Annotated in this window: 19 protein-coding genes, 1 tRNA gene and 1 pseudogene; 9 read left to right on the plus strand and 12 right to left on the minus strand. The window is 43.0% G+C overall.

The features are described from left to right. Positions 1 to 10 precede the first annotated feature (10 nt). From FIS9605_RS0108405 to FIS9605_RS42520, 6 genes and pseudogenes are all read right to left on the minus strand, one after another. Positions 11 to 220: a Nif11-like leader peptide family natural product precursor gene (locus FIS9605_RS0108405; protein WP_026732193.1), complete on the minus strand. Its 210-nt coding sequence runs from the start codon at positions 218 to 220 to the stop codon at positions 11 to 13. 449 nt (positions 221 to 669) lie between these two features. Further along, positions 670 to 849 (minus strand): annotated as a pseudogene (locus tag FIS9605_RS41770) (ATP-binding protein); the annotation flags it as partial. Positions 850 to 920: 71 nt separating this feature from the next. Beyond that, a complete protein-coding gene (locus FIS9605_RS0108410) occupies positions 921 to 1,427 on the minus strand; it encodes a YdcF family protein (protein ID WP_035139721.1) in 507 nt (168 codons plus the stop codon). 292 nt (positions 1,428 to 1,719) lie between these two features. Further along, a tRNA-Arg gene (locus FIS9605_RS0108415) sits at positions 1,720 to 1,793 on the minus strand. A gap of 35 nt (positions 1,794 to 1,828) precedes the next feature. Continuing rightward, positions 1,829 to 2,926 (minus strand): tocopherol cyclase family protein, encoded by a 1,098-nt coding sequence (locus FIS9605_RS0108420; protein WP_026732195.1) that lies wholly within the window; start codon positions 2,924 to 2,926, stop codon positions 1,829 to 1,831. Positions 2,927 to 3,071: 145 nt separating this feature from the next. Next, entirely contained in the window at positions 3,072 to 3,227 is a 156-nt protein-coding gene (locus FIS9605_RS42520) for a hypothetical protein (RefSeq protein ID WP_155960385.1), read from the minus strand. Positions 3,228 to 3,369: 142 nt separating this feature from the next. Between FIS9605_RS42520 and FIS9605_RS0108430 the strand changes: the two genes are divergently transcribed. The 4 genes from FIS9605_RS0108430 (at position 3,370) to FIS9605_RS0108445 (ending at position 9,655) form a co-directional block, all read left to right on the plus strand. Beyond that, positions 3,370 to 5,484, plus strand: coding sequence for a hypothetical protein (locus FIS9605_RS0108430; RefSeq protein WP_026732196.1), 2,115 nt, complete (start codon positions 3,370 to 3,372; stop codon positions 5,482 to 5,484). A 397-nt stretch (positions 5,485 to 5,881) separates the two neighbouring features. Next, a complete protein-coding gene (locus FIS9605_RS0108435; RefSeq protein ID WP_026732197.1) occupies positions 5,882 to 7,396 on the plus strand; it encodes an SLC13 family permease in 1,515 nt (504 codons plus the stop codon). A gap of 113 nt (positions 7,397 to 7,509) precedes the next feature. Further along, positions 7,510 to 8,958, plus strand: coding sequence for an ATP-binding protein (locus FIS9605_RS0108440; RefSeq protein WP_026732198.1), 1,449 nt, complete (start codon positions 7,510 to 7,512; stop codon positions 8,956 to 8,958). Positions 8,959 to 9,286: 328 nt separating this feature from the next. Then, positions 9,287 to 9,655, plus strand: a complete 369-nt coding sequence (locus FIS9605_RS0108445) for a response regulator transcription factor (protein WP_026732199.1) — start codon at positions 9,287 to 9,289, stop codon at positions 9,653 to 9,655. A 12-nt stretch (positions 9,656 to 9,667) separates the two neighbouring features. On the opposite strand, the gene FIS9605_RS0108450 is transcribed toward FIS9605_RS0108445, so the two are convergent. Continuing rightward, complete coding sequence (locus tag FIS9605_RS0108450; RefSeq protein ID WP_026732200.1) at positions 9,668 to 11,242, minus strand: iron uptake porin; 1,575 nt, start codon at positions 11,240 to 11,242, stop codon at positions 9,668 to 9,670. 286 nt (positions 11,243 to 11,528) lie between these two features. Here FIS9605_RS0108450 and pheT point away from each other — a divergent pair, with 286 nt between their 5' ends. The 3 genes from pheT (at position 11,529) to FIS9605_RS0108465 (ending at position 15,200) form a co-directional block, all read left to right on the plus strand. Next, positions 11,529 to 13,979: a phenylalanine--tRNA ligase subunit beta gene (gene pheT / locus FIS9605_RS0108455; protein ID WP_026732201.1), complete on the plus strand. Its 2,451-nt coding sequence runs from the start codon at positions 11,529 to 11,531 to the stop codon at positions 13,977 to 13,979. 184 nt (positions 13,980 to 14,163) lie between these two features. Next, entirely contained in the window at positions 14,164 to 14,433 is a 270-nt protein-coding gene (locus FIS9605_RS0108460; protein WP_026732202.1) for a YciI family protein, read from the plus strand. 350 nt (positions 14,434 to 14,783) lie between these two features. Further along, entirely contained in the window at positions 14,784 to 15,200 is a 417-nt protein-coding gene (locus FIS9605_RS0108465; protein ID WP_026732203.1) for a hypothetical protein, read from the plus strand. A gap of 16 nt (positions 15,201 to 15,216) precedes the next feature. Here the strand turns inward: FIS9605_RS0108465 and FIS9605_RS0108470 are convergent, their stop codons facing one another. Both FIS9605_RS0108470 and FIS9605_RS0108475 read right to left on the minus strand, forming a co-directional pair. Continuing rightward, positions 15,217 to 16,008 carry a cobalt-precorrin-6A reductase gene (locus FIS9605_RS0108470; protein ID WP_026732204.1) on the minus strand — a complete coding sequence of 264 codons (792 nt, stop codon included), beginning with the start codon at positions 16,006 to 16,008 and terminating at the stop codon, positions 15,217 to 15,219. Positions 16,009 to 16,045: 37 nt separating this feature from the next. Next, positions 16,046 to 16,237 carry a hypothetical protein gene (locus FIS9605_RS0108475; protein ID WP_026732205.1) on the minus strand — a complete coding sequence of 64 codons (192 nt, stop codon included), beginning with the start codon at positions 16,235 to 16,237 and terminating at the stop codon, positions 16,046 to 16,048. A gap of 412 nt (positions 16,238 to 16,649) precedes the next feature. Here FIS9605_RS0108475 and FIS9605_RS0108485 point away from each other — a divergent pair, with 412 nt between their 5' ends. Next, complete coding sequence (locus FIS9605_RS0108485; RefSeq protein WP_026732206.1) at positions 16,650 to 19,178, plus strand: mannose-1-phosphate guanyltransferase; 2,529 nt, start codon at positions 16,650 to 16,652, stop codon at positions 19,176 to 19,178. Between the two features lie 55 nt (positions 19,179 to 19,233). Here the strand turns inward: FIS9605_RS0108485 and FIS9605_RS0108490 are convergent, their stop codons facing one another. Beyond that, positions 19,234 to 20,589, minus strand: a complete 1,356-nt coding sequence (locus FIS9605_RS0108490; RefSeq protein WP_026732207.1) for a mechanosensitive ion channel family protein — start codon at positions 20,587 to 20,589, stop codon at positions 19,234 to 19,236. Between the two features lie 307 nt (positions 20,590 to 20,896). Further along, a complete protein-coding gene (locus FIS9605_RS0108495) occupies positions 20,897 to 22,081 on the minus strand; it encodes an NAD(P)H-quinone oxidoreductase subunit H (protein WP_026732208.1) in 1,185 nt (394 codons plus the stop codon). A 729-nt stretch (positions 22,082 to 22,810) separates the two neighbouring features. Here FIS9605_RS0108495 and rsmH point away from each other — a divergent pair. Then, a complete protein-coding gene (gene rsmH, locus FIS9605_RS0108500; protein ID WP_026732209.1) occupies positions 22,811 to 23,713 on the plus strand; it encodes a 16S rRNA (cytosine(1402)-N(4))-methyltransferase RsmH in 903 nt (300 codons plus the stop codon). A gap of 80 nt (positions 23,714 to 23,793) precedes the next feature. On the opposite strand, the gene FIS9605_RS40290 is transcribed toward rsmH, so the two are convergent. Next, complete coding sequence (locus tag FIS9605_RS40290) at positions 23,794 to 26,652, minus strand: tetratricopeptide repeat protein (RefSeq protein WP_063748451.1); 2,859 nt, start codon at positions 26,650 to 26,652, stop codon at positions 23,794 to 23,796. Positions 26,653 to 26,670: the final 18 nt, after the last annotated feature.

A 26,670-nucleotide genomic window follows, 5' to 3' on the forward strand; every position in this document is an offset into this window, starting at 1 on the left:
TAACTTTATCTTAAATTCCTTGTATCTCAGACAACTGACAATCTAACTCTTCCACTGCTAAACCAGTAGCTTTTTGCCATTCCTCAAAAGTGAAGTTATAGCCATGCGCTTGTGCCATTTGCACAAAGGTTTCTAAATCAGGAGCTGAGTTGAGTGTTTCTCGCAAATTGGGATCGGTTTGAGCTGTTCTAAATAACCTGATTACTTCCTGTTGTGACATAGTTTTTCTCCGAGAATTTCATAAATTTAGCCATTGGTGAAGAGTCAATACAGACGCGATTAATCACGTCTGTGTAAGAGTTATTGGTTAATTTCTCCCCATCTCACACTCAGCATTTCATCTCTAAGTCGGTGAGAGGTTTTGTTCTTGACTATATGGATTATCAAATATCACGTATCCGTACAGTTTACTGTCACATTTACAACAGTTTAGCGATCGCAGGCTTCTACGTCAATTTGCTGATACAGTTCTCAACTTTTTTTTATAATTATTACTATAAAAATTTCAGATTTATTTGAAGTCTCTCTAATTTAGCCTAGGCTGAATCAATTATCCATTAGGATTTCGCTCTAATATTACTGATATGACAATAATAATTAAGTCAAAAATATAACTTTTAAACCCTCAGCTTCAGTAATAGTTGCACTATTGATTTTATGTGATTTAAATCACGTTCTACGCGATTTTGATCGTTTGGGAATATTATTTAACAAATATTCATAAAGTACTCCAATAGGAATAGCGATCGCAAATTCTGTTCCTTGTCCTAATTTTGAATTAACCTCGATAGTTCCGCCATGTTTTTCCACAACAATTTGACGAGTAATAGATAATCCTAAACCTGTCCCCGTAAGATACAGGGTGCGTTACGCTAGCGCTAACGCACCCTACTAGCTACTTATTGTTTTCTTCCTTCTACTTACTTATCTTGATCTTCATTTCCACCTGTATAACCAGTAGCGACCCATACCAAGGATCTAACTCCATCACGGATAGATTTTGCAATTGGTTCAGGGGAATTGTTGGAAGGTACTGAAACTGGTTTAAAATTAATACCCCGACTACCTAAAACAATTTCACCGATGACGGTAGCGCGTCGCATATGGTAATCGGAAGTTACCAAGTAGACACTTTTAACCCCACTTTTTTCTAAATCATCCACCAGTGTTGTAAAGTTTTCTACTGTATTGTTTGCCCGATAATCCAAGTGCAACCGCTGAGTATTAATTCCGGCTTTGGCAAATACTTCTCTTGTCACCCTAGGAGGGCTACCACCAGAAATCCAAATCGGTAGATCGGAATGCTTACGGGCAAAATCTGCTGTAAACTTTTCTCTTTCTAATTTCCTTGTAGAACCACCCAAGACTAAAATCGCTTGCGGTTGTACTAATTGTCCTTGGATCTCCTTATAACCCCACAACAACATCAGTGGTAGGGCTAGGATCGTTAAATGAGAAGAAATACCTTTTAATAGTAGCTTTTTCAAGGTTCTATCACTTCGGCTGCTTCAACAGATTTTGCTTGAAAAAGAATAATAATGTAGATTAACGGAAATAGGAAAAATATGCCCAGATTAATATCTAGGTGATTTTCCTAGTTTGGAAACGGTCATAGGTGACTTACAGCAACAGGCACTTTCTGGCTCGATGCTTGATTGTATCTACTATTGACGCAGATGCAAAGTATTCCTGGTATTTTATTTAACTGTTTTTAGACAACGGGACTGGCCAGATTCGAACCGGCGACCTAGCGCTTAGGAGGCGCTCGCTCTATCCAGCTGAGCTACAGCCCCAAATAAAATAGATATCACTTTACATGATATCACTTTTAGCCAGATTGCCAGCAGTTATTCCAAGCTCCGCCGCCTATTTCTAATCCACACACATAACTGTGTGCTTTCAGGATAATTTTTCCTTGACCATTACTTAATTCTCGTAGTTCTAAATTCAACTGTCCTTGGAGGGTATCACGGCAGCAAAACATTAAGCCATTTTCCGTGGGCGCACGCAGAGGAGTACCTGGTAAATGGGTAGTTCCAAGCAACTCAACCTCGTAGTGTGAATTTCTTGCTTGCATTTGCCATCGACCCCAAGGCTCGATATTCCACCTAACTTGCGAGTTCCAAGGAACGAATTCATAAAACTTGCCTTGGTAGTGTAAGCCAACCATAGCCACAGATTCCATCCACCATAATACTCCGCGCTTTCCACCACCAGCGGTTAGAGCTAGGTCGGGTTCGTCTAAAAAACTATTACAATTTGCCCAAAACCATTTCTTGGGAAAAGCACCACCCCAATTTTTCTCACTGTAAGCAGGGGCATTGGTAAATTCGTAGCGTTTACCATTCCAATCTATCCAACCGCTAGCTAACCCATGCGCCATCAATATTTGCCACCCAGGTTCAAAAATCTGCAAAAATGACAGCCAGCCAGCGGTTGATTGCTGTACGCTATTTTGGTTCCCCCAACCGTATACGGGCTGAATTTGATATTGCCAACGGCAATATTTGCCAGTACCGGGATCGCTAATTTCCCCTTGATTCAGAGTAGTTGTCGCTTGATAGCCTTGTTTGACATGAAGCTCAAACTCTGCTGGTTGAAGGTAGCGGGGTTGGATGTTTAGGTCTGTTTTGCCCCAATGACCCAAAGCTAGCACATCCTGCCTTGCCCAAAATTTGCTAACTTCAGGAAAAGTACGACATAAATATTCATCATCTGGCCCCAAGATTTGTGCTGCACCACCACTGTGGGGTTTACCGCCGATGGGGTCTTCGATAGAGTACATAAAGGCAAAAGATTGCCCTTCCCAAGGCAACGTGACGCGGTAATACCAACCTTCAAAGAAGCGACGGTTACTGCCATCCCAGTGATAGCCACTATGAGGAGTTTGGGTGGTGTCAAAAGGATTCTTAACAAGATCAAGCATGAGTTCTGTTCACAGAGGTGTAAGGGTGTAAGAGGATAGGGGTGTGAGGGAACTGCACTTGAGGAATTTGGTTTGTTTTTGTTAATAATGCCTTTAAACCATTTGAGATGTAGAGACGCGCCATGGCGCGTCTCTACAATGTTGTCTATTTGTCGCATTCTTTTTTCAAAATGGTATTACCTCTCACACCCAAACCACCCTGACACCCTTTTTTAGTATGCGCGATCGCCTTAACATTTTTAAACAAAAACAAAGCTAATCTATCTTGGGGCTGACACTCGCTAGCATTACCTTTGTTCATCTCCTACAGGTAATGGGGAATTCTCAGCACAGATTGGAAAACTTTGTTGGCAGAAAATTAAAGATAAGGATAAGCCCTAAAACCACGTTGCGCGTTCTAGCTGTTTTTTCTCCCAGCCGCAAGCATGGCAGTCTACTTGATTATGACCAAACTCCACTGGCTAGAAGTTACTGAGTATATTTCCCTGTGTGCCTCCGCAATTGGAACCTTGGTGGCAACAGTAACTCAACAGGTTGTCTACGCAGCAGCCCCTTTAACTATAGTTCTTGGTTTGAATGCAGTTAATCGATCTCGATTAAAGCGTTTAAACGAACAGCATCAGCAAAATGCGATCGCCCAATTCGATCAACTCATCGATCCTTTTAGACAACGCCTAGAAAACTTTGATAACTATACCCATAGGTTGAGTCAATCAACTCAAAAACAGATAGAAGAATTACAGCGAAACCAACAGGAGCAAAGTACTGACTCTGTTCAACAACATTTGGTGCAACTAGATACATTAAGACAGCAATTGGGTAGAACGACTGAACAACAAATAGAGCCACTCAAACAACAACTTGCCCAACTTGATACCTTCACCCAACAGTTAAATACAACTACTCAACAACAAATAGAGCCACTCAAACAGCAACTTGCCCAACTTGATACCTTCACCCAACAGTTAGATACAACTACTCAACAACAAATAGAGCCACTCAAACAACAACTTGCCCAACTTGATACCTTCACCCAACAATTGAATACAACTACTCAACAACAAATAGAGCCACTTAAACAACAGCTTGCCCAACTCAATATCTTCACCCAACAGTTAAATACAAGTACTCAGAAGCAATTTGAGTTTTTAAGACAGCACTTGGGACAAATTGATACCTTTACACAACAAATAAATACGAATGCTCAGCAACACATGGATCAACTTCAACAGTTGCAGCAAGCACTTAATATTGACGCTTTCAACCAGCGGCTGGCACAAATCGAGACTTTTACAAAACAGTTAAATACAAATACCCAACAACAAATTCAGCCGATTAGACAGTACCTAACTCAACTAAATGCTTATATACAAAATTTAAGTGCAAGTACTCAAAAACAAATAGAAGAATTCAAGTATGCGATCGCTCTATACCAGACTGAAATGCAAACATTAACACAGTCCCTCACTAAACAACAAGCGCAAATAAATATCACGCTACCAACATTAGTAACACCTCAAGAGCAAATCAGAATTTTGCAAAATCCATCTCCAGTTGAGGAACAAAAAGACTTGCAGCCTCAGCTAAAACCTAAAACAGCAGAAGTTTTAGCACCAGTGGCTGCACCAACATCACACTCAACACAAAACATCAAATCTCTACCACCTCTCCAAGGACACTCTGAACGGGTAGTATCTGTTGCTTTCTGTCCGCTTTCCCTTAACTCCTCACAGACAATCTTAGCAAGTGGCAGCCATGACAAAACCGTTAAAATTTGGCATTTAGATAGTCAGCAAAACCGTACCTTCACAGCCTCAGGAAGAGTGAATTCAGTTGCTTGGAGTGCTGATGGTAAAACCTTAGCCTGTGGTAATGATGACAAAAATATTCAATTGTGGAATGTGGTTACGGAACAAGAAATTTGTACATTGATAGGGCATAAAGATAAAGTTTACTCTGTTGCTTTTAGCCCCAATAACAATATTCTCGCTAGCGGTAGTCAAGATCAAACTATTAAACTGTGGTCTTTAGATAACCAGAAAGAAATACAGACGCTTACAGGACATATCGATGAAGTGTTATGCATTGCTTTTAGCCCAGATGGCAAAATGCTAGCTAGTGGTAGTGGCGATCGCGATCAAACTATTAAAATTTGGTATTTAATACAAAATAAATTTCTGACCCTCAAAAGCAAATCTGGTTTCATGGGAAGAATTTATGCTGTTGCTTTTAGCCCAGATGGCAAAATTTTAGCCAGTGGTCATCAAGACAAAACAATTAAGTTATGGCAGGTAGAAAGTGGTCAAGAACTTAGTACTCTGACAGGACACTCTGATGAGATTTATTCTCTTGCTTTTAGCCCGGATGGCAAAATTTTAGCTAGTGGTGGTTACGATCAAACAATTAAGTTATGGGAGGTAAATACGAGCAAAGAACTAAATAATATTTCCGTTGGTGAGGGTGCGATTTACAGTATTGCCATTAGTCAGGACGGGAAGATCTTGGCTAGTGGAAATGGAGATAAGATAATAACACTGTTGACACTTCCCCGACTTTAATATAAGAGGATTCTTTGGCTCTTTGATGAGAAATTTCTCATGAAAAAATCATGAGATTTACATGAGATTTTTCTCATCTTTTTTAGTATTATCACTTGATGTTATTGTTATATATTTACAGACTTCAGTCCGAATACTTCCAAGATAATACGTTCGCCTAAATTAGCCGCGAAATCACACAAATAAAAGAAAAAATATTGCAACTATTGCCATCAGACTTACAGTTTTAACAGTGGCGAACAATGTTATATTTATAAATTCTATTATCTCAGATTAAGTTTAAGAGGAAATTAAAGATGGCTTAAATTATGTATAAGTTTAAGTAAGCAAAAAATTAAATTATGAAAGGTACGGTTCCAGTTTCCTAAATGTATTGATTTGCATTTACTGAGAAAAAATGACAAAAGCAACTCCTGACAAGATAGGCGGTAGCACAGCTAAATCATTAAGTGTGTGGAGAACCTTTGAAGGAGAGGCAAGCAGTAAAGGCACTCCGGCTAAAGTTGCAAGGACTCACAAAAAAGGATTTGGTTGGGTTGTCAATGCCGTACTACCACTAACGCTGACAACAGTCACTGGTGTGGCTGTTCTACTGCCAGAATCATTGTCCACAAACGCGCGGTTGTCATTATTTGCGTTCGCGCTGGCGGTAATTTTGTGGTCAACCACGTCTTTCAACGCTGCTTTTGTTGCTTTAGCAGCAGTGATTTTGCTGGTGTTAACAGGTGGTGTCCCCCAAGAAAAACTGTATGAATCCTTAGCTTCCGATGTGGTATGGCTGATGATAGGTGCGTTTATCTTGGGTAATGCGGTGCAGCAAACTGGTTTAGCCGCCAGATTTGCTCAGCTTGTCGTTTCCCGTGCGCGTACTGTTGGTAGTGTCCTCTGGTTGTTGACAACGATGATAATTCCACTGTCTTTCTTTATTCCTTCAACTTCTGGAAGAGCAGCAGTGGTAATTCCCATCTTTCACAGTATCGCTAATGCTGCTAATGACAAGCGCGTTACCAAAGCAATAGCGATACTCATGCCGACGGTGATTCTAGTATCCACCATTGGTACGATCATTGCCGCAGGTTCGCATCTTGTCGCTAATGACTTGCTTTATCAAATCTCTAAACAGCAAATCTCCTTTACTGATTGGGTGCTTTACGGTACACCCTTTGGGATTGTTGCCAGCTATATCTCCTGCTGGGTAATTATGCGGCTGTTTTTAGACAAAAAGCGCCTGCAACGTCCGATTACACTACCCCAAACCAAAAATAAACCCCTTTCCAAAGCAGAATGGGCTACTTTGATGATTGTGGCGGTGATGGTAGTACTGTGGCTAACGGAAAGCTGGCATAAGTTAGAGATAGCCACTGTCACAGTAGTAGGTGCGCTATTGCTGACTACACCCAATATCGGGGTTTTGAAATGGAAAGACGCACTTAAAGCCGTTTCGTGGAATTTAATTATCTTTGTCGGTGCGGCGTTAGTGTTAGGAAAAGCGTTAATCGAGACTGGTGCAGCACAGTGGATCATTGATAACCTATTCAGCATCAGCGGTATCGTCAACGCCGAATCTCGCTTGCTGATTTTATTGGTACTGACGCTCATTTCCCTCACTTCTCACATCTACATGACATCCCATACTGCCCGTGCAGCGGCGTTAGTACCAGCAATTTTGTACCTGGCAACCAGCTTAAAGCTAAATCCGACGGCGGTTTTATTCATTAGCACCGTGGGAATGGACTACTGTCTCACCTTTCCAGTGAGTTCCAAAGCTTTGTTGATGTTCCAAGAACTCGACGGCGAAACCTACAAAGGAGCAGACTTGCTGCGTCTGAGTTCCGTCATGCTACTAGTTCACTTAGCGCTAATTTTAATCTTCTACTACGGTTATTGGCGCTGGCTGGGCTTGGAATTGTAAAGAGTTCACACTTAGCAGTTAGGAATTTGGAATCAGGAAGGGGATGGGACATTAATTACGACCAATGCCCAATGCCCAATGACCAATGACTAATGACTAATGACTAATGCCTTATGAATCTGCGACAAAAACTCCTTACAACCTTTGGTGGTTTGGCGTTACTAACCTTAGTAACAGCTGGAATGACTACTTGGACGCTCAACAAGTGGAGAAATAGCGAAAGGCAACTTCAAGAACACTACGAGCGTAGCCTGCTGGTTAAGGAAATTCAAGGAACAACTTTTCGTGCTTTTAAAGAACTACCAGATTCGGTGACAGGCGGTGATAATGATGCACGAGAAGAGTTTGAGGAATTGATCGCAGCAACCACACCAGACTTTGAACAGTGGGCAGCGTTAGCCCACAATGACCAAGAACACCAACAGATACAGCAAGTCCGCAATAACTATAAAACGTTACTAAAAGAGGCTCGTAAAGTTTTCGACTTGGTTGATGCTGGACGTCGCAAGCAGGCTTTAATTCTGCTGGACGAACATGTAGAAGAAGAGGTTCTTGAGAATTTTGAAAAGGTAACTGAAGCAGCAATAGAATCTGACCGACAAAACCGCAGAGTGATTAGGACGCAAGTTCAGAATGCTAGGCGAACAGCTCAATTAGCCCTTTCAATTGTTGCTTTCGGCACAATTTCCCTGGTATTGCTGCTTTTAGGTTATCTCACTTCTGACTTGTTCACACCCTTGCGCGAGGTTAAGCAGGCACTGGATGACGCAAAGCGGGGTAACTGGCAACGTCGCTTAGACGAAGAACGAACTGATGAGTTTGGTGCGATCGCTCAGGCTTATAACCAGATGCTGGAGGAGATGGCATCCCGTCAGCAAGTGGTAGAACTTGCCGCCATTCCCGTGAGTGATTTAAAAAAAGATTCACATTGGCAAAAAATGTCGTCGCGGGTAATACTGCATCAGATGGTGTCGCAGTTGCGATCGCGCGTCGCTAATTTAAGTTCCAACAACACCACTGAAGATAAAAAAGCATTAATCGCCCAACTGGATTTACTTTTACAAGCTGTCTCGCGCATCGCTGAATTTGGCTTTCCTTTGGATTTAAATTTAGCTCGCACTAACATCCGTACTCTTATCTGCGAAGTTCTCCAGCGTTTTCAACCGGAATTAATCGAGCGGGCAGTCAGTATTGAATTTGACATTGATCCAGCAGTAAATTATGCCGTAGTAGACCGTTTGAAATTGCGTTCTGCGCTGGGTGAACTAATACGCAACGCCTTGAATGCACTACCAGAAGAGGGTGGACGCTTGGGAGTGCGAACCACTGTCAATGAAGATGGTACGGAACTGAAAATCGAAGTTGCCGATAACGGCAAAGGTATCAAACAACCATTGATTGAGCAAGCTTTTACACCACTAGCCAGCGAAAACGGCAACACACCAGGTGTGGGATTGGCATTAACCAAAGCCATCATCCAACAACACGGCGGTGAAATAACTCTCAAAAGCGAACCAGAACAAGGCACATACGTACAAATTTTATTACCACTAGGAGCGTAGATAAGTCAAAAGTCACGCATTCACGCATTCAAAAGTATTAAACCTCCTTCACAACAAATGAAAGAAGCACATTTTTCTGAGAGTTCCAAAACCCTTGCTGTATCAGAATTCTAAAATGTGCATCTTAGGAGTTAAATCTCCTTCAGGAAGGAAACGCTTCAATGTTTTGGGAGCTTTAGCATTCCCGCAGGAATAAGGCAGGTCAAGCCGGGAGCGCTGGATATCTGTCTGGGCAACACGTAACAAGGTTCTGTTACGAATCTTGACTTGCTTTATTTTTGCTAAACCCCCTTAAATGCGCTCACCCATGAAGTCATGATGGTGACTTATGTACAAAATTCTGATTGCCGAAGATGAAACTCGCATCGCAGCCTTCATCGAAAAAGGTTTACGCAAAAATGGCTTTGATACTGCAATTGCGAACGATGGCGAACAAGTTTTACAAATGCTTGAGAAGGCTGATTTTGATTTATTGTTACTGGATATAAATTTACCTATTAAAGATGGTTGGACAGTATTATTTGAACTTAGAATCAACCACAATTATATTCCGATTATTATTGTCAGTGCTTGCCCTGACATTGAATCAAAAATTGGGAAATTGCAAAATGAAATTAGTGCTTACATCAGAAAGCCTTTTATTTTTGCGGATTTACTAAACAGCATTCGCGCCATTTTGCACCAAAAAATGGGGTGAAAATAACTATAATTAAAACTTAAAAGTGGTGCGAATAGTGCCAACAAAAATGCTATCATTATTATCGTTATGTTCGGGATTGGTAATCACAAACATACCTGGGGTGATAGAAATATTATCTGTGACTTGAAAACGATAAAAAGCTTCTAGATGTAAAGAGGTATCTTTATCAGCTATTTGGCTACTTTCTGTAACTTTTGGTGGCATCCCAAAAACAAAACCTGCTAAATTACCTTGACTTCCCAAATCTGGAAAAGCTAAAGTCACAGCATAATTCAAGATATCTGCTTCAGCATCACTGACTCTAGACTCTGCTTTTATATAACCAACCCAACCAGAAACAATAAATTTAGGATTAACTCGCCAGCTAGTTTCTAAACCAAATGAATTCGCAGTAGTAGAAACATTTCCAAATGGTCTGCGGGCAATTATACTACCTGTACTACCTGTCAAATTCACTCCACTTTCGCCACCTCCTGCATAGTAGGAGTGAAGGTAAGTTAAAGCAATACCTAAATTATCAACTGGTTGAAAAGTTAAGTTTCCCAGTGCAGCGTAATTTCCATTAAATAGCCCGTTTTTCTCCGTTGGCACTGAGGCATCATTTGTCATGTATGCTAAGGCAAGATTGGTATTTTTACTCAATTGATAGTTGATGCCTAACCCTGTTCCTTCAACACTCCGCAAAATTGGGTTATACCTGCCAAATCGGGAAATGCCACCGCTACCACTACTTGCTAAGGGATTAAGAGGTTCGGCAATATCATTTAATTCCATTTCCGTTGCAGCAACTGTTATTTTTACCCTATCGCCAATGGGGAAAAAATAATACACTTCATTCAAGACGACATCATTATCTGTATCTTCATCAAATCCCAAACGGGTCATTCGCGTTCCTGTAATGCTGTCATCTAACTCAGTAATATTTCCCGATTCTAAGCGCACATTTAAACCATCTTTGCCTGTAAAGCTGGTCTCAAAATTTAAACGTACGCGCTGGGCAAATATGACGTTTTTATCTAATTCTGGATTATTATTTGGATTGTCATCACTATCGGCAGCATTCTCACCAAAAACACTAGCGATTGCAAAAATTGCTTCTCCTGCTAGTTTGGTAGTGGTAGAAAATTGATTGGCTTCTAATTCAGCGGTTTTACTTTCTAACACATCTACTCGACGGCGTAGTGTTCCCAATTCTGTGGAGAACTCAGCTTGTAGTTTTTGCAGTAAGGCTAAATCTTCTTTAGTGACTAAATTATTCCTAGCAGTAGCAATCAATTCTTGCACTCTTTGCAGACAAGCATTTAAACTGGCAGCAAATTCATATCGCGTCATTGCTTGATTACCGCGATACGTACCGTTTGGATAGCCAGCAATACAACCGTAGCGTTCTGTTAGTAGTTGTAAAGCTTGAAATGGCCAGTATGTAGGTCTAACGTCAGATAGTTGAGAAACCGATGTTAATTCTGATATCTCTTCTGGAGAAGATTGCGGCTGATTTTCCACGGCTAAAGCCTGGGTTGAAATAGATAATGTAGTGATGGTAAAGCTGGAAGCAAATATTAAAGAGTTAAACCAATTGTTCATTTTTTCTAAGAGGGTGTTTATAAACTATTTGTTAAGGACTTGAGAACTGACGACTTCGTGCCAATCACTGAATAAATCGCCTTTTTCCACCGAAAACTTATTCGTACTATTCCAGGTGCGCAAGTAAAATATTTAACATTAATAATTGTGTATGCACACTTCATCAAATCAACCTTGTGAAATGAAATTGCTTTTTGCAATGGATGAGGAACTTTGTCGATTAATTCTAAAATAGTCATTGCATTCTAATTTCAGTTCTGAAATTTCGCACAAGCACACACATTCCATGCGTATTTCTCTTAAATGGCTGCGGGAACTAGTCGAGGTCAAACTTAGCCCGGAAGATTTAGCAGAAACCCTGACGATGGCGGGGTTTGAAGTAGAAGATATTGAAGATCGCCGCACTTGGGCAGATGGTGTTGTGATTGGGAGAGTGCTTGAGCGGCAACCCCACCCCAATGCTGATAAATTAAGTGTTTGTCAAGTTGATATCGGTACAGGAGAAACTCTAAATATCGTTTGCGGTGCTGCCAATGTCCGCGCTGATATTTATGTGCCAGTTGCAACAGTAGGTACTTACTTACCAAATATCAATTTAAAGATTAAACCTGCAAAACTGCGCGGTGTCCCGTCGAACGGCATGATTTGTTCTCTAAAAGAACTGGGTTTGCCTAGCGATGTAGACGGGATTCATATCTTTACCCAGGAAAATCTCCAACTGGGTAGCGATGTGCGATCGCTGTTGGGTTTAGATGATGTAATTTTAGATGTGACTGCGACTGCTAACCGCGCTGATGCCTTGAGTATGGTAGGTATAGCGCGGGAAGTCGCAGCCCTGACAGGCGCAAAACTAACTATTCCCGAACCTGATGAGGTGTCGGTTCCCCAAGGGGCGGGAAATTTAGCGATTAAAGTAGCCGATACACAAGCTTGCCCTGCTTATATTGGTACGGTAATTGAACAGGTAAAAATTGCACCCTCTCCTGATTGGTTGCAACAGCGCTTGCGAGCCGCAGGAGTGCGACCAATAAATAATGTAGTAGATATTACTAACTATGTATTGTTGGAATGGGGACAGCCGCTACACGCCTTCGATCGCGATCGCCTCAAATCAATTGCTGGTGTAGAGACGCGCCATGGCGCGTCTCTACACATCGGCGTTCGCTTTGCCAACGCGGGAGAAACCCTGAAAACCCTAGACGGACAAACTCGCACTCTCTCTATCCAAAACCTACTCATCACCGCCAACGATAAACCCGTTGCTCTCGCAGGAGTGATGGGAGGCGAAGAAACCGAAGTCCATGAAGGTACGCAAAACCTTGTATTAGAAGCAGCATTATTTGATTCCGTTGCCATTCGCCGTTCTTCTCGGAGTGTGGGGTTAAGAAGTGAGTCTTCTGCTCGCTACGAACGCGGTATAAACAGCGCTGGGTTGGAAATAGCCACACGCCGCGCCTTAAACTTAATTACCGAACTCGCTCAGGGAAATCTTGTCACTCAGGAAATTAGCGATACTCGTCCCGATCCATCCACTTGGACACGTTCGATAGAACTACGTTTAGAGCGAGTTAATCAAGTGTTGGGGCCTGTTGATTTGGGAGAAAAAACCGGAGAACTGCAAGCTGAAGATGTAGAACGCATCTTAACGGCATTAGGATGTCAGCTTACTTCTTTAGACGAAGGCAAGTGGATGGTGACAGTACCGCCCTACCGTTACCGCGACTTAGAACGGGAAATAGATTTAGTTGAAGAAATTGCCCGTCTCTACGGCTACGATAATTTCTGCGACACCCTACCCGAAAAGTCAGGAGCAGGTTATTTACCTTTTGATGTAGAAATGCTCCGGAAGTTGCGAACTGCTTTCCGGGCAGAAGGTTTGACAGAATTAATGCACTACTCCCTAGTCAAGCCTGGGGAAGACAGACAGATAGCGCTAGCAAATCCGTTATTTGTAGAATATTCCGCTCTGCGAACTGATTTGATATCCGGGTTGATAGACGCTTTTGTGTACAACTTAGAACAAGGCAATGGCCCCCTCAACGGTTTTGAAATTGGGCGAATTTTCTGGCAGGAAGAAAACGGCTTGCAAGAAGCGGATGCCATAGCTGGAATTATGGGGGGCGATCGCACCTCCAGCAAGTGGACAAGGAGCGGACGCGAACAGCCCATGACTTGGTTTGAAGCCAAGGGTTTGTTAGAAAGCGTATTTCAGCAAATGGGCTTGCAAGTAGAATATCAACCCGATCGCCGTGATGAACGCTTGCATCCAGGACGTACTGCTTCGTTGTGGATCGGAGGAAACAGACTAGGTATCTTTGGGCAACTGCATCCCCAACTACGGCACGAAAGAGGTTTACCAGAAGCAGTTTACCTGTTTCAACTGCATCTGGATGTACTGTTGGACGCACTGGATCAAGATGAAATCGTCGTACCGACATTTAAACCTTATTCCACCTATCCAGCTACTGACAGAGACATCGCCTTTTTCGCACCCGTGAAAGTGACAGTTGCCGAAATAGAAAAAGCAATTAACAACGCAGGCAAAAATTTACTAGAGTCTGTGGAATTGTTTGATGAATATCGCGGCGAACATGTACCGCCAGGACAGCGGAGTTTGGCATTCCGCTTAATCTATCGGGCCAGCGATCGCACTCTTACCGATGCAGAAGTTGAACCAGTACATCAAAAAGTTCGCGATACACTAGTCGAAAAATTTGGTGTTGCCTTGAGAAGTTAATAGTAGTTGGTTGTTGGTTGTTGGTGAGCCAGCGCGGTCTTGGGGGTTCCCCCCATGAGCGACTGGCGAACCCGGAGGGTTGTTGGTTGTTGGTTATTTGGAAATTATCAGTAACATCCAAACAACTAAGAACCACCAACAAACAACAAAATAAGACCTTTTGAATTTTGATTATTGATGACCTATGCCCAAATATATAATGTGGGGAACTTACTGCGAAGATGTCCTCGAAAAACGCGCTCCTTACCGACAAGCGCATTTAGATGGACTGGCAAAACAGAAAGAATCTGGCGTGTTAATTACTATTGGGCCTACTAAAGATGTGACCAAAGTGTTTGGAATTTATGAAGCGCCAGATGAAGAAACAGTACGCCAGTTAGTAGAAAATGATCCCTACTGGCAAAACGGTATTTGGACAGAATACTTTATCAAAGAATGGATTCAGGCATTTTGATTCACAGCAAGCTAAGCCATTGTCTTACTCAATACAAAAATTCATAAATTCCTAGCTAGTAAAACTCAGAAAAACTCTGCGTACCTCCGCGCTGACTTTGCGTACCTCTGCGTTTAAAAACGCTCCTATTTTACGCAAAGCAATAACTAATGACTATGGAGATCCTCACAAACGAACTTCAACGCCTTACAGCTTACTACTGTGTGCCAATAACGAAACTGGCAGCCGAACATACTTTTTTACGGGTATCATGAAAGATTTTTCATGCAAGAAAAATTACTGTTGCCTAGACTGAAAGTAGAGTCAAACAAATTCAATCATTAAATTAAATCAGTTGAGAAGGTATTTCTATGAACAAGATATTGAAACGTGCATTTTTACCCAGCCTAATGGCTGCAAGTGTAGCTGGTGCTAGCTTGGTTCCTGCTCAACCTGCGTCTGCTGATGAATACATCCTCCAAGATACCGCGATCGGAGCAGGTGCTGGCATCCTATCTGGTGCGATCAGAGGACGTGGTTCTGTATTAAACAACGCTGTTAAGGGTGCTGCTGCTGGTGCTGCTGTCAATGCCGTTCACGGTACTAGAAAGCAACCGCAAAACCGTGTATACCGTAACATCGGTCAAGATGTCGGCGTCGGTGCGGCTGCTGGTGCAGCAACTGGCACAATTCTTCGTGGCAACACCAGAAATGCCGCTGGCGATGCAATTGATGGCGCAGCCGCAGGTGCAGCTATCAACATCCTTACCAATGGAAAAAGAAGGTAATTCGGAAATTACCAGTTCAAGCACTAACTACGTGCTGACAGCAAAATTCCAACGCCTCTGATACATCACTTGTTTGCTGCGGATAGGCAACCTCTGGGCGAGTAATTATTACTAGCTTTACGCCCAACTCCGCTGCAACCCTTCGCTTAACGTCCTCTCCTCCTGCTGTACCTGATGCCTTGGTGATAACTAAGGAAATATCCCAGTGACGCCATAGCGCCTTTTCTAAATCAGCTGAGATGGGAGGACGTAAGCAAATAATTCTATCTGGTGTAAATCCTGCCTTTGATGCAGCCTCTAAAGCTATTTGTGAAGGAAGTAGCCTAGCAAACAAAGTAGCTCGCTCTTGCCAAGGTAAAAATAGGTGCAATGGTCTATATCCCACAGTCAAAAGCACCCGTTCCTTAGCTAAGTAATTTCCGCAAATTGCTGTATTAAAACTATCTATATAAACTATTCTCCCCTTCCCCTCCTCTCCCCTTCCCCCCCTCTCTTCAATAACGGGGCGTTCGTAGCGCAGGTAAGGAATTTGCAACTTTTGACACACTGCGATCGCATTTTTGGAAATTTCCACTGCGTAAGGGTGAGATGCATCTAAAACAGCGACAACTTGCTGTTGTTGCAAAAATTTATCTAAGTTTACAAAACTTAAATTTCCTACCCAAACCAACAACGTCGATGCATTTGGGTAAAGCGATCGCGCTGCTTCTGTGGTGACAGAAACGACGCAAGAAATTTGGGAGTGGGCGAGTGCTTCTGCTAAAAAAACGCTTTCAGCAGTCCCACCAATTAACCAGATTCGTCCCACCGCCGAATTCTCATGATTGGAAATTTAACAGTAATCTTTAACCCTTAAGCGCCTTTCTAAAGTTTTGACGATAAGACTTATTTGCAATATACAAAGCTGGCCAAAGCAAAGATAACATCAGGCGATTGCCCAAGCTGCGAGTGAAGTTCGTATTTCTAAATCCACTCCAAAACTTCCATGCACCACCTACGTAACCTACTAAAAGTACAAAACCAATCAATTCACCCATTCCAATCTACTCCACAAGCACAAGACAGTATCTATAAAAATCCTTATATTCCAGTTTAAAGTAGCCTTCCTCATAGCATCCAGTTATAGTTCATCAACAAAGCAATCCAAAACTCGGTGAAAATCAAGTCAAAAAGCAAAACTAAAAACAAAAACAAAAATATTTTTATTTTTTCTTGTTGATTAGTCATTCGTAAAGACAAAGGACAAATGACTAATAACTCCGCGTAGCGGCTTGATTTTGTATCGACAAACAAGCTAGTGTGATGAGTAGATGTACTTACGCCTAGCTAGATGCATCTTGCGGAAGTTCCTCAAATTTCAACATCCATAGGACACTAAAGAAAGGAGACAGAACTTAATCTGATTTAATCTTGATGCAGCAAGTGGTGCAAATAGCCTAAGGAGGATCTATGAGAGCAGTACTGATGGCAGGCGGATCGGGAACGCGACTTCGTCCGTTAACATGCGACCTGCCTAAACCTATGGTACCCATCCTAAATCGACCAATTGCCGAACATATAATTAATCTTCTCAAACGGCATGACATCACAGAAGTAGTTGCCACACTGCATTATTTACCTGATGCCTTGCGAGATTACTTTCAAGATGGCAGCGATTTTGGTGTACAGATTACTTACTCAGTGGAAGAAGACCAGCCCTTGGGTACAGCAGGCTGTGTGAAAAACATTGCTGAACTTCTAGATGAAACCTTTTTAGTAATTAGCGGTGATAGTATCACAGATTTTGATCTGTCAGCAGCAATTGAATTTCACAAACAAAAAAAATCGAAAGCAACTTTGATTTTGACTCGTGTTCCCAACCCAATAGAGTTTGGAGTAGTAATTACTGATGAAGAAGGCCGAATTAAACGATTTTTAGAAAAACCTTCTACTAGTGAAATTTTTTCCGATACTGTTAACACTGGTGCTTACATTTTGGAACCAGAGGTTTTGGAATATTTGCCAGCCAACCAGGAATCGGACTTTTCTAAAGATTTATTTCCTTTGTTGCTGGAAGAAGGCGAACCAATGTTTGGTTACATCGCTAAAGGCTACTGGTGCGATGTCGGTCATTTAGATGCCTATCGTGAAGCTCAGTATGATGCATTAGATCGTAAAGTTAAGCTTGACTTTCCTTATAAAGAGCAATCTCCTGGTTTATGGGTAGGTCAAAACACTTACATTGACCCCACAGCTGAAATTGAAGCCCCTGCCATTATTGGTGACAATTGCCGCATCGGTGCCAGAGTTCAGATCGAGGCAGGAACAGTGATTGGGGATAATGTCACCATTGGTGCTGATGCCAACCTCAAGCGCCCGATTCTTTGGAATGGTGCAATTATTGGTGAAGAAGCGCACCTATCCGCTTGCGTAATTTCCCGTGGTACTCGTGTAGATCGCCGCGCTCATGTATTAGAAGCTGCCGTAGTCGGTTCACTTTCAACGGTGGGAGAAGAAGCCCAAATTAGCCCTGGCGTGCGGGTTTGGCCCAGTAAAAAGATTGAGTCAGGGGCGATTTTGAATATTAACCTGATTTGGGGGAATACCGCCCAGCGCAACTTGTTTGGGCAACGGGGCGTACAAGGATTGGCAAATATTGATATTACCCCTGAATTTGCAGTGAAATTGGGTGCTGCTTATGGTTCTACTTTGAAACCCGGTTCAAAGGTAACGGTTTCCCGCGACCAACGTAATATCTCGCGCATGGTCACGCGCTCGTTAATCGCCGGTCTCATGTCCGTTGGTGTGAATATTCAGAACCTAGACGCGACAGCTATCCCGATCGCGCGTACTGTTATACCAACAATGGGTGTAGCTGGCGGTATCCACGTACGCGTACATCCAGATCGCCCAGATTATATCCTGATTGAATTCCTCGACGCCAAGGGCATTAATATTTCCAAAGCTAAAGAAAAGAAAATTGAAGGCGCTTACTTCAAAGAAGATATGCGGCGATCGCTCATTCACGAAATTGGCGATGTTGCCTATCCCAGTGAAGTGGCTGACGAATACTGCACAGCCTTTGAAAAGCTGTTACACATTGACACAATTCGCAATAGTCGGGCAAAAGTAGTAATTGACTACGTTTATGCCGTATCCGGTGCAGTGTTGCCGCAAATGTTAGACAAGTATGCGGTGGATGCGGTAGTACTCAATGCCAGTTTGAATAAAACTGCCATGTCTGCTACTGACCGTGAAACACTACTGACGCAGTTGGGTCATGTAGTAGAGGCGTTAAAAGCGAACTTTGGCGTCCAGGTATCGGCGAATGGCGAACAGCTAATTTTGGTTGATGAATCTGGCATAGCTATTCGTGGGGAAATGTTAACAGCACTGATGGTAGACATGATGTTAACCTCCAATCCTAGAGGAACAGTTGTCGTACCAGTACATGCATCCAGTGCGGTAGAACAAATTGCCCGTCGCCACGATGGTAAAGTCATTCGCACCAAAGCCAATCCCACGGCGTTGATGGAGGCAAGTTACAAGAATCCGAATGTAGTGTTGGGAGGTAGTGCAGACACAGGCTTTATTTTCCCGCAGTTGCATCCGGGTTTTGATGCCATGTTCTGCATTGCTAAATTAATTGAGATGCTGACAATCCAAGAGCGATCGCTTGCCGCCGTCCGGTCAGAATTGCCGCGCGTGGTACATAAATCTCATGTGATTCGTTGTCCCTGGACTGCCAAAGGAGCGCTAATGCGTCACCTGGTAGAAACTCACCCAGCACAAAATCTGGAATTAATCGATGGGGTAAAAATTTGCCACCCCTACGATGATAGTTGGGTGTTAGTTTTACCCGATGCCAGCGAACCACTAGTACATTTGTATGCCAATAGTAACGATCGCGATTGGGTAGATGAGACTTTAAGACATTACCGCACCCGCGTGCAGACGTTTGTAGAAAAAGAACAGGAACAAGTTGTCGCAGAAGTGTAGCAGCAAATCTGATTTGTAAACGCCTTATTGTATAGCCCGCATACGCGGGCTTTGTTTATGATGAAGCACTGTCACTATCTTGGATACCCAATGCCGCCCGCCACTTTTGGGGATAACGCGGCACTAAAATTCGTACATCTGGGTCTGGTAATCCAATACCTGCTGCTTTCATGGCAGCGACTATTGCCTGCCTTACCGCTGATGTCGTAGCCACAAAGTCCGAACGCCGCGAGTCAGTCCAGAAGCGGGCTTCAACCACAACATCATCTTGTCCCAAGTCCCGTATTCGCACAGAAACTATCGGCTTATCAAGTACACCCTCTGTTGCTTGGACTGCATTTTTTAATATATTAACTACTTGTTGAAGGTCGCTATCATAACCCATAAATAGCTCGACGCTGCTACGACGGATGGGTGCAGCTGTGTTGTTAATAATACGAGAGGTAAACACTTCACCATTGGGGATAAGTACCACGCGACCGTCATAGGTGCGAAGTTGGGTAGCACGCAGTTCTATGCGCTCAACATTTCCTTCTGTTTCACCAACAACAATTTGGTCCCCCAACTCAAAGGGACGCAGGATCAGAATTAATATACCGCTGATAAAGTTTGAAAGGATGTCTTTGAGGGCAAATCCCAAGGCAAGGCTTGTTAATCCCAGCCCAGTGGCCACTGTTTGCGGGTCAAAACCAAAAGCATCTAGGGCAACAATAAAACCCAGCGTCCAAACGGCGTAGTAAGCAACCTGCTTAATCAGGTTTTCAACGGTTAAATCTTCAACAATGTGGCGGAAAATAATTCGCATTATCCAGCGTACAAAGGTGGCTATTGCCCAGAACAGACCAATGACTAAAACAGCAGCGATCGCACGCGGAATAATTGTGATGGCAGATTCTATCAATCGCCCAAAAGCAGTCTCTACCGATGCTTGTACTTCTGCTACAAATCGCCCCCAAGGTGAAAGGCGGCGTTGAGTTGCTCGTTTAAGGGCAGCGTCGATTGCCTGCGACCACTGAATAGCTAGCGCATCAACGGTCGTTAAATTGTCCTGAGCATCTGCCGTAGTAACCGTAACAATCGGTACTCCTGCACTAGTAATAATACGTTCTTGATTATCCTTGGAAGTTTCAATGCGGAGTGGAGAAATTGCCGTTGGATTTTCCAATAGCCGATTCATGCGTCGCTCGATTTGCTTTGCCCGAGCAGATGCATCGGTATTACCTACCGCGCTCACCCGGAACACTGCACGACCATCCAGACGTACCGTTATTCGTTCGTCTTGCGCTCCCACCGAATTGGGGATAGTTATAATTGTGACAATCAAAAGTACGAACAACAGTAGCAAACTTACAACAGCCCGTACTACTTTACCAAGATGAATTGTGGTTACTCTCCTGCTTAACAACTTCACTTGATGACTGCAATTGGCTAATTACTTTCTTAAGTTTTTGCGGTTATGGCGATTTTTGAGGGTGCTTAACCACAAGATACGCAAACCTTTGCTGTAGCTGTCTGGGCTGAATAAACCGCTAACCGTAAAAATCGCTTCCAATCGAGGTTTCTTGGAGGCGATAGAATTTCATTGTGATTTCATCGTCAAGTGTGATTATGAAAAAGGAATTCGCGTTAATACACTTGAGTATACTTATAATTCCTCTTACAAAAACCAGTTACACGATTTTTTTAGTAAGGTGGGCAATGCCCACCCTACACAGTAATTAACGGTCTACCGATCCCATAATTACGTCAATGCTGCCCAGAATCACCACAATATCTGCTACCTTCACGCCTCTTAGCAAATGAGGCAGAATTTGTAGGTTATTGTAATCCGCCGGACGGATCTTCCATCGCCAAGGGAAAACGTTATCATCGCCTATCAAGTAAATTCCCAATTCACCTTTGCCGCTTTCTACACGACTATAAATTTCTCCTTTGGGAATCTTAAAGGTGGGAGCGACTTTTTTAGCAATGTACTGGTAATCAAAGTCATCCCACTCGGATTTTTTACCTGCCTGCATCCGTTTGGCTTCCAGATTCTCGTAAGGGCCGCCTGGAAGTCCTTTGATGGCTTGTCTAATAATCTTCACGGATTCGCGCATTTCCCGCATCCGCACCAAGTAACGGGCTAGACAATCTCCGGCTGTTTCCCAGTGTACTTCCCAGTCGAAGTCATCGTAACATTCGTAATGGTCTACTTTCCGTAAATCCCACTTCACGCCAGATGCCCGTAACATCGGGCCGGAAAGCCCCCAGTTAATTGCTTCTTCGCGCGTGATAGTACCGACACCTTCGACGCGACGGCGGAAAATGGGGTTATTAGTAACCAAGCGCTCATACTCGTCTACTTTCGGCAATAAGTAATCGCAAAAGTCTGAGCACTTGTCAACCCAACCGTAAGGTAAGTCAACTGCTACTCCCCCAATCCGGAAGTAATTGTTGTTGACCATGCGATAACCTGTGGCTGCTTCCCACAGATCGTAAATCATTTCCCGTTCGCGGAACTGATAGAAAAAGGGAGTTTGAGCACCCACATCAGCAAGAAAGGGGCCAAACCACAGTAAGTGGTTGGCGATGCGGTTCAACTCCAGCATGATGACGCGGATGTAGCTGGCGCGTTTGGGGACGGTAATACCTGCTAACTTTTCTGGGGCGTTAACAGTAACGGCTTCGTTAAACATACCCGCTGCGTAGTCCCAGCGGCTCACGTAGGGAACATACTGGAGATTGGTGCGGTTTTCCGCGATTTTTTCCATTCCCCGGTGCAGGTAGCCAATTACCGGTTCACAATCAACGACATCCTCGCCATCTAGGGTGACAATTAACCGCAGAACCCCGTGCATTGAGGGGTGATGGGGCCCCATGTTCAGCACCATAGGTTCAGTGCGGGTTTCTATTCTTGCCATAGATTCAGTGTTCTCCCGTTTGTGAACGATGAAGCCAGTAACCCCTACTTGGAAATGTGTTTGACGTTCTGATTTCGGGTGGCTTTTTGAATATACATTTGCTACTAATACGCATAAATTCAACAGATTATTGTTGCCGAATTCATGCGTTTGGCTTGCATTTAACTAATTTAATTATATTGAGATGGGTGTGGGTAAGCCGATTCTCACTCACAGAACTATCTATAAGCATTCCAGAAGATAGCGATAGGTTATATTGGTGTTTGAACGCACCAAAATGCATAAGTATGACTTTAAATCAAGAGCAGTTTGATATATTGATTTAGATACTCACCATTTAACCCCTGAATGTCTAATACCAATTTAATATGAAGCCGCACTAAATGATTAACCCTCCACTCTTGGCGTTCTTGGCGTTCTTGGCGGTTCGTTTTTTAATATTTGGTAGATTCGACAGAAGTATTTCTATCAGGGGATTAATCTGTCACACGTCCATTGTGTGACATTTTTTATGTGTATTCGTTAAATAAGAAAGGGAAAAAGGGAAGGGGCAAGGATGATGGAAGGGAAGACTTTTATATGTGTCACTTTAAATAGTGTCACTTTGTATATTGACAAATAAATAGATAATTGAGCTTCTATTTGAACATATCAATTAGACAGTCAGGGCTATTTAACACACCTACTGTGTTTATTTATCGTTAATTGTTCATTTCTGCGCCAGCCCATATGAATTCTCATTCCTCACAACCGCTAGATATCGAAGAACTGACTTTTTCCCATATTCCTGTTTTACCTCAGGAAGTCATTGAAGGCTTGGTGGTACGTCCTGGTGGGCATTATTTAGATGCAACGGTAGGAGGAGGTGGTCACACTCGCTTGATTTTAGAAGCTGCACCAGATGTGCGAGTCACCGCCATTGACCAGGATGAAGATGCTTTGGCGGCGGCGAGAAAGGAGTTGGCTGAGTTTGAGGAGAAAATCACCTTTATTCACAGTAATTTTGCTGCCTATAAATACCCATCTAATACTTTTGACGGTATTCTTGCTGATTTAGGCGTGAGTTCTTACCATTTGGATAGGCCAGAACGAGGCTTTAGCTTTCGCCACGAAGCAAAATTAGATATGCGGATGGACACAAGCCAATCTCTTACTGCGGCTGATGTCGTGAATGAATGGGATGAAGCGGAGTTAGCTAATATTTTCTTTACGTACGGCGAAGAGAGACTTTCGCGGCGCATCGCCAAACGCATTGTCGAACAGCGTCCATTTCACAGTACCACTGAGTTAGCACAGGCGATCGCCTCCTGTGTCTCTCCTAAATATCGTTATGGTAGAATTCACCCCGCCACCCGTGTTTTTCAAGCGCTGCGAATTGTGGTCAATGACGAGTTAAAGTCTTTAGAAACCTTTGTTGCTAAAGCACCACAGGCACTTGTACCAAGTGGTAGAATCGCGATTATAAGTTTTCATAGCCTAGAAGACCGCTTAGTGAAGCACAGTTTTAGAAATTCATCCTTATTGCAGGTTTTGACAAAAAAGCCAATTACCGCACAAGAAGAAGAAATTGTTAATAATCCCCGCGCTCGTTCTGCCAAACTGAGAATAGCCCAGAGAGTAGCTGCATCCTAGAATAAGAAGTTGGTAGGAATTGGTGATTTTTATTCCGTCGTACGAAATTACCTGCTTAATTCACATCAGGCATGACTTAATTAGATCAAAGCAGACCGTAAAAACTTTTGTATATCTTTAGCTTGTACATACTCAGGAAAGACAGTCAAAAAATCATCCAGATCGCGAATAGCTTCGTGAATGTGCTCTAAAAAAGCACCTTTAGATAAAGCATACTGGTATAACTGCTTCGCTGTTGGGATGTACTGAACAGCCAAAAAGTAAAGGGCGAGGTTAAAGGTATTGCGCCAGTCTTGGGCATGTTGTTCAAAATGCTGTTTAGCAAGTTGAATTGCCAGAGCAAAATCAGCCTGTGCTTTGTCTGGTTTGTTAAGAGCTTGGTAAGTTAAAGCTCGAACATACAGACACCAATTATTATTAGATTCCAACTCTAGAGCGTTTTTAAAATCTATCAGAGCATCATTGTATTGTTTCAGCATGAGATAAATTTCCCCCCGACTGACCAATGCCCAAGCATAGCTAGGGTTAAGTTTAATCGCGCGGTCAAAGTCTTTAAGTGCTTCTTCATAGCGCTGCATTAAGCGGTAAGTTTCCCCCCGACCTGCCAGCGCCCAAGCGTTATTAGGGTTAAGTTTAATCGCACGATCAAAGTTTTTAAGTGCTTGCTCGTAACGCTGCATCAAGCAATAATTTTGACCCCGACTAGCTAGCGCCCAAGGGTTATTGGGGTTAAGCATAATGGCGCGGTCAAGGTCTTTGAGTGCTTGCTCGTAATGCTGCATTGATTGATAAGTTTGACCCCGACTTGCTAGCGCCCAGTCGAAGTTAGGGTTAATTTCAATGGCACAATCAAAGTCTAGGAGTGCTTCTTCGTAACGCTGCATTAAGCGGTAAGTTTCACCCCGACTTGCTAGCGCTAAGTCGAGGTTGAAGTCAAGTTCAATAGTGCGATTAAAGTCCTGGAGTGCTTCTTCATAACACTGTATTAAGCGATAAGTTTCACCCCGAATTGCTAGCACCCAGTCTAAGTTAGGGTTGAGTTCAATGGCGCGGTTAAAATCCTGGAGTGCTTCTTGATAATGCTGGATTGAGCGATAAGTTAGACCCCGAATTGCCAGTACCCAGTCTAAGTTAGGGTTGAGTTCAATGGCGCGGTTAAAGTCCTGGAGTGCTTCTTCATAACACTGTACTGAGTAATAAGTTTTGCCTCGAACCGCTAAATACTCAGCTTGATAAGGAGCTAAATTAATAGCCTCAGTCATATCTTCCAAAGCTTTCGAGTATTCGTTAGCTCTAGAGTAGATATATCCACGCCAGTCTAAAGCTACTAAACGCCATTGTGCATCAAGATTGGCATGGCTCAACAAAGCTGTGAACATGTCCACAACAACATCGTAGCGATTTTCATTATTAGCTTTTAACCCCTCAACCAGCTTTTCACCCCAGTGCTGAACTTCAGCTGTATCCGCATCTTTACCAGCCTGCACCATTGTTTCTGCCCAGCTTTGAGCAAAGCTGCGTTGATTTTTAAGAGCAGCTAGGAATCCATTCAGAGCTAGAGATAAGTTTTTTTGTGGTGATTGACACAAACGATGATATATAAGGTTCAGTGTATGGCTTTGCCAGGTTTGGTCACGCCATTTCTTTTGTTCATCCAATTGCAGGTCATTGCGTAGAGTGTCGTAGTAGTCTGCGAACTTACCATGCAACTGTACCCAACTTTGTGGTGATGAAAGACGCTTGTGGTGTAAAATTTGTGCCTTGATGACATCATGATACACCCAGCCATTGGCACGCTCTTTGACAAAAGGCATTTGTTTGAGCCAGTTAAATAGTCCATCTGCCCCTTGTTTTTCTCGCAACTTAGCGAGAATATCCCGATTTAAACACTGAGGGATGGCAGCATTCACCACTGCTTGTCGCCGTGTTGGATCTTCCACCCATTTCAAGAAATGTTCTATTGCTGTACCCTTGGGATCGCCAACCTGACTAAAGTGATGAGGTACTCCAGCTGCTAAGGTAGCTACTAACAGTGGTAAATGTCCAGAAAGGCTGATAATTGTATCAATGACGTGACTGTTTGTAATGCCTTTTCGCGTTAAATATTCTTGGGCTTCCTCTTCAGTAAAAGGTTCTAAGGGCAAACGCACTATTGACCCTTGGTAAAATGCCCAATGGTTTTTGTCTAACTCCTGGCGACCTGCAATAATCAGTATTATATTGAGCGGTACTTCACCATAACGACCGTCCAAAATATCTTTTAGCCAGTTATCTAAAAATTCCTCTGTGCGCTCGTAGGTATCGAAAAATAAAGCGATGTGATAATTATCTGCTAATTTCCCAATCTCTTCTAAAAACAAAGGCGTTAGAATTGTTACAGGTTCCAGCACTAGGCGCACTTCGTCCTTATTGGTCAATCTTTTAGTTACAAAGGTTGACCATTCCCGTGCTTGTTCTACAAATTTAAATACAACACCAGTACCAGGAACTTGCCGTGCGAAATGCACTCCACCTTGAGCTACAGTTTGCCCTAAAAAAGCCGACAAACCAAGAGGAGCTTCCGGATCGCTTTCTAATTCTTGCCGCTTCTGGCTGTAAATGTTGTAAAATTCACTAAATTTTGCTAGTTTGTGACCTTGCTGTTCTAACTGCTTGGCTAAACTAGCCATTACTTCTGGTACGCTTTTTTCTCCTTCGTCTGTGTAAGCAGCGATCGCTTTTGCCTCTTCTGCAATTGTACGAAACTGCCGCAGCAGAGTAGTTTTGCCAACGCCACCTTGACCCCAGACATTAAATATAAAGCGACGACGTTCATCTTGAAGTAGTAATTCTAAATTGCGGCGAAATAAGGTGATTTGTTTTTCTCGCCCTACAAAAGTTGACTGCTGCTGTTGCTTGAGAATCTCTTCCTGGCTTTTATGCTTTTTTCGCGGGTTCATCGCGAGGTTATATTTTTA

Origin of the sequence: Fischerella sp. PCC 9605 (assembly GCF_000517105.1) — a bacterium.
In the GTDB taxonomy this organism is placed as follows: domain Bacteria; phylum Cyanobacteriota; class Cyanobacteriia; order Cyanobacteriales; family Nostocaceae; genus PCC9605.

What these genes read in the sequence shown, in the direction of transcription:
- FIS9605_RS0108405 (WP_026732193.1), bottom strand. Translation starts at nt 220, where the DNA reads ATGTCACAACAGGAAGTAATCAGGTTATTTAGAACAGCTCAAACCGAT.
- FIS9605_RS0108410 (WP_035139721.1), bottom strand. Translation starts at nt 1,427, where the DNA reads ATGTTGTTGTGGGGTTATAAGGAGATCCAAGGACAATTAGTACAACCG.
- FIS9605_RS0108420 (WP_026732195.1), bottom strand. Translation starts at nt 2,926, where the DNA reads ATGCTTGATCTTGTTAAGAATCCTTTTGACACCACCCAAACTCCTCAT.
- FIS9605_RS42520 (WP_155960385.1), bottom strand. Translation starts at nt 3,227, where the DNA reads ATGAACAAAGGTAATGCTAGCGAGTGTCAGCCCCAAGATAGATTAGCT.
- FIS9605_RS0108430 (WP_026732196.1), top strand. Translation starts at nt 3,370, where the DNA reads ATGACCAAACTCCACTGGCTAGAAGTTACTGAGTATATTTCCCTGTGT.
- FIS9605_RS0108435 (WP_026732197.1), top strand. Translation starts at nt 5,882, where the DNA reads ATGACAAAAGCAACTCCTGACAAGATAGGCGGTAGCACAGCTAAATCA.
- FIS9605_RS0108440 (WP_026732198.1), top strand. Translation starts at nt 7,510, where the DNA reads ATGAATCTGCGACAAAAACTCCTTACAACCTTTGGTGGTTTGGCGTTA.
- FIS9605_RS0108445 (WP_026732199.1), top strand. Translation starts at nt 9,287, where the DNA reads ATGTACAAAATTCTGATTGCCGAAGATGAAACTCGCATCGCAGCCTTC.
- FIS9605_RS0108450 (WP_026732200.1), bottom strand. Translation starts at nt 11,242, where the DNA reads ATGAACAATTGGTTTAACTCTTTAATATTTGCTTCCAGCTTTACCATC.
- pheT (WP_026732201.1), top strand. Translation starts at nt 11,529, where the DNA reads ATGCGTATTTCTCTTAAATGGCTGCGGGAACTAGTCGAGGTCAAACTT.
- FIS9605_RS0108460 (WP_026732202.1), top strand. Translation starts at nt 14,164, where the DNA reads ATGCCCAAATATATAATGTGGGGAACTTACTGCGAAGATGTCCTCGAA.
- FIS9605_RS0108465 (WP_026732203.1), top strand. Translation starts at nt 14,784, where the DNA reads ATGAACAAGATATTGAAACGTGCATTTTTACCCAGCCTAATGGCTGCA.
- FIS9605_RS0108475 (WP_026732205.1), bottom strand. Translation starts at nt 16,237, where the DNA reads ATGGGTGAATTGATTGGTTTTGTACTTTTAGTAGGTTACGTAGGTGGT.
- FIS9605_RS0108485 (WP_026732206.1), top strand. Translation starts at nt 16,650, where the DNA reads ATGAGAGCAGTACTGATGGCAGGCGGATCGGGAACGCGACTTCGTCCG.
- FIS9605_RS0108495 (WP_026732208.1), bottom strand. Translation starts at nt 22,081, where the DNA reads ATGGCAAGAATAGAAACCCGCACTGAACCTATGGTGCTGAACATGGGG.
- rsmH (WP_026732209.1), top strand. Translation starts at nt 22,811, where the DNA reads ATGAATTCTCATTCCTCACAACCGCTAGATATCGAAGAACTGACTTTT.
- FIS9605_RS40290 (WP_063748451.1), bottom strand. Translation starts at nt 26,652, where the DNA reads ATGAACCCGCGAAAAAAGCATAAAAGCCAGGAAGAGATTCTCAAGCAA.